Here is a 2,993-nt window from a genome sequence, read left to right as displayed (position 1 = left end):
CTCAGGACCCCGTGGCTCCGGCGAAGATCCTCCTGGACTTCTCTCGGGAGGATCTTCGCCGGAGCCACGGGGTCCTGAGCCCCGAAGGCCATGGCGGTTGGCCCCTCGAGATACGGATCGAGTCCCTCGATGCCCGCGTGGTCCGCAGCAATCTTCGCAAGGGTGTTCTTGACAACCTTGTACTCGATCCCAGCCTCTAGGAGTTTGCGGCGAAGCTTCGTGACCTGGGCGACATTCAGCCCGCGGAAGTCTGCGAGCACCACCACACTGGCCGTGGCCATCTTGGCTTCCAGTTCCTCGATAGTCTTTGCCTTCTCGGCAGTCGGCACGTTCACACCTCCCCGTGTGCAATTGCCTTCCCAGACGCAAGAAGAGGGACCTCAGGCGCGTGACCGGAGGTCCCTCGAAAGATCGTGGGTGTCGGCGTTCCTCCGGCCTGGGCAGGCGAGCTGGATCTGCTCATTATGCTCGCGCCTTCGCGCAGAGCACCTGCTGTCTTCGGCCAGGTGCCTATTCTATTGTCATGGGCGGCCATCTCTTATCTCTCGGTCGTGAGCACTCCCACCTGCCCGGGATTAACACGGATCCCTGGGCCCATGGTAGACGCAAGTGTGATGCTCTTCAGGTATTGGCCCTTCGCCCCCGAGGGCTTAGCCTTGATGAGAGCATCCATGAGCACTCCGAGATTCTGTGCGAGCTTCTCCTGCTCAAACGAAGCTTTCCCAATTGGAACGTGGACGATCCCGGTCTTGTCGACCCTGTATTCTACCTTGCCGGCTTTGATCTCTCGGACCGCCCTCGCCACATCGAACGTGACCGTGCCTGTCTTGGGATTCGGCATCAGCCCCTTAGGGCCAAGTATCTTACCGAGCTTACCCAGGGTTCCCATCATGTCGGGAGTGGCCACGGTCACGTCGAAATCGAGCCAGCCGCCTCTGATCTTCTCTGCCATTTCCTCGGCCCCAACGAAGTCCGCGCCCGCGTCCTCAGCTTCCTTCGCCTTCTCGCCCTTTGCGAAGACCAGGACGCGCTTGGTCTTGCCCGTTCCATGCGGCAGCACCACTGCCCCGCGGACCTGCTGATCCGAGTGCCGTGGATCTACGCCAAGGCGCACGTGCGCCTCTATGGTCTCATCGAACTTCGCGCGCGCCGTCTCTCGCGCGAGCTTGACCGCCTCGGTAGGCTCATAAAGCTTCGAGCGGTCTACGAGCTTCGCAGTCTCCTGATACTTCTTTCCCCTCTCGGGCATATGGTGTTCCTCCTTCGTGGTGCTTGCGGATGTGCTCCTCCCACGACATTGCCTGACGGGAATCAGGCTTCCTCTACCTCCACACCCATACTGCGGGCGCTGCCGGCAACAAGCCGCATTGCAGCCTCGATGTCGTTTGCGTTCAAGTCAGGCATCTTGGTCTCTGCGATTTCCCTGAGCTTGGCGCGGCTCAGTTTGCCGACTTTGTCCCGGTTCGGCACAGCTGATGCCTTCTCAACTCCCAAGGCCTTCTTGATCAGGAAAGACACCGGCGGAGTCTTGAGCACAAATGTGTAGGACCGGTCGTCATACACGGTGACCTCAACGGGGATGATCGTTCCTACCTGGTCCGCCGTCTTGGCATTGAAGTTCTTGCAGAACTCCACTATGTTGATGCCGGTAGGCGCAAGAACCGGACCCACGGGCGGGGCCGGAGTTGCCTTTCCCGCGTTTAACTGCAGCTTGACAAAAGCGGTAACCTTTTTCGCCACTGTGTGACACCTCCTCCCCGAATACTACTAGTACCTCTCGACCTGGCCGAAATCCAGTTCCACCGGGGTCTCCCGCCCGAACATCGAGACCAGCACCCTGAGCTTGCCCCGGTCAGGGTGGACTTCCTGGATGATGCCAGCGAAGTTCTGGAACGGACCGGAGGTCACGCGGACAGTCTCGCCCAGTTCGTAGTCGATTCGGGGCTTAGGCTCCTCGACCCCCATTTGACGGAGAATGGCCCGAGCCTCTTCCTCCTGAAGCGGTATGGGCTTGTTCCCGGACCCGACGAACCCGGTTACGCCCGGAGTGTTCCGGACGACGTACCACGAGTCATCGCCCATCACCATCTCCACGAGTACGTACCCTGGGAAGATCTTGCGCTTGGTGATCTTCTTCTTGCCTTCTTTGTACTCCGACTCTTCTTCCACAGGGACGAGCACACGGAAGATCTTGTCTTCCTTCTCCATCGTCTTGACCCGGCGCTCGAGATTGGCCTTGACCTTATTCTCGTACCCGGAGTAAGTGTGGATCACATACCACTGTTTCTCGGCACCCATCGCAATCACGCGCTCGCTCAGGCGGCCGCCTTGATGATCGTGTTCACCAGGACGGACAGGCCCAAGTCTATGAGCCCGAGGAACACGGCCACCACGGCAACGGAGCTTATGACCACGATTGTGTAGATCGTCAGCTCCTTACGGCTCGGCCACTGGACTCGCTTGAACTCCGCCCGGACCTCCCGGAGAAACTTGCCGATCCGGCCGAATAAGTTGCCCACGCGGGCCAAAGGAGCCGGCTTGGCCTCGGAAGCCATGAATTGGATCCCTCCCCTGCGAAACACGCCTAGATTATATCCTAGCGGGTTTCCTTGTGTAAAGTGTGAGCCCTGCAGACCCGGCAGTACTTCTTCCGCTCGATGCGGTCTGGGTCATTCCGCTTGTTCTTCGTGGTCTGGTAATTCCTGCTCTTGCAGTCGGTGCACTGGAGCGTGATACCTTCGCGCATTATCGCGACCTCCCTGCGGCACGAATAGCGCCCCTCGTCACAGGGGGCGCATCATGGTCACCCTTGAAAGTTATCATACCTATGATGCCCTGTCAACAATCGGAACTGTGCCGCAGTAGTTCCGCAAATGGGCCTTGGCGTGGCGTGTTGCGAAACGTCGCGGCTCAGAGCATGTATGGCTACGTTTACCATTGCGATGGACTGTCTCCCATGCCCGCTCGGCCTTCATTATCGCCTTTGGCGCCGC

6 protein-coding genes are annotated in these 2,993 nt (G+C 59.3%); all 6 read right to left on the bottom strand.

Features of this window, described 5'->3' with window-relative positions; all coding sequences use genetic code 11:
* Positions 1-329 (bottom strand): 50S ribosomal protein L10 (gene rplJ / locus NUW23_15410; protein ID MCR4427546.1); only part of this gene is annotated, 329 nt, incomplete at its 3' end.
* Positions 330-538: 209 nt separating this feature from the next.
* The gene (gene rplA, locus NUW23_15405; protein ID MCR4427545.1) at positions 539-1,249 is read right to left on the bottom strand and encodes a 50S ribosomal protein L1; all 711 of its coding nucleotides are present in this window, start codon (positions 1,247-1,249) and stop codon (positions 539-541) included.
* A 62-nt stretch (positions 1,250-1,311) separates the two neighbouring features.
* Positions 1,312-1,740, bottom strand: a complete 429-nt coding sequence (gene rplK / locus NUW23_15400) for a 50S ribosomal protein L11 (GenBank protein MCR4427544.1) — start codon at positions 1,738-1,740, stop codon at positions 1,312-1,314.
* A 27-nt stretch (positions 1,741-1,767) separates the two neighbouring features.
* Entirely contained in the window at positions 1,768-2,298 is a 531-nt protein-coding gene (gene nusG / locus NUW23_15395; GenBank protein ID MCR4427543.1) for a transcription termination/antitermination protein NusG, read from the bottom strand.
* Between the two features lie 17 nt (positions 2,299-2,315).
* Entirely contained in the window at positions 2,316-2,555 is a 240-nt protein-coding gene (secE, locus tag NUW23_15390; GenBank protein MCR4427542.1) for a preprotein translocase subunit SecE, read from the bottom strand.
* Positions 2,556-2,596: 41 nt separating this feature from the next.
* A complete protein-coding gene (rpmG, locus tag NUW23_15385) occupies positions 2,597-2,746 on the bottom strand; it encodes a 50S ribosomal protein L33 (GenBank protein MCR4427541.1) in 150 nt (49 codons plus the stop codon).
* Positions 2,747-2,993 lie beyond the last annotated feature (247 nt).

The organism is Bacillota bacterium (genome assembly GCA_024655925.1).
Classification (GTDB): Bacteria; Bacillota; DTU025; order DTU025; family JANLFS01; genus JANLFS01.
The sequence above is the reverse complement of the archived record's forward strand: the minus strand, read 5'-3'. Positions and strand labels throughout refer to the sequence as shown.

Coding starts and splice junctions, on each gene's coding strand:
- secE (MCR4427542.1), bottom strand. CDS start 2,555: ATGGCTTCCGAGGCCAAGCCGGCTCCTTTGGCCCGCGTGGGCAACTTA.
- nusG (MCR4427543.1), bottom strand. CDS start 2,298: ATGGGTGCCGAGAAACAGTGGTATGTGATCCACACTTACTCCGGGTAC.
- rpmG (MCR4427541.1), bottom strand. CDS start 2,746: ATGCGCGAAGGTATCACGCTCCAGTGCACCGACTGCAAGAGCAGGAAT.
- rplA (MCR4427545.1), bottom strand. CDS start 1,249: ATGCCCGAGAGGGGAAAGAAGTATCAGGAGACTGCGAAGCTCGTAGAC.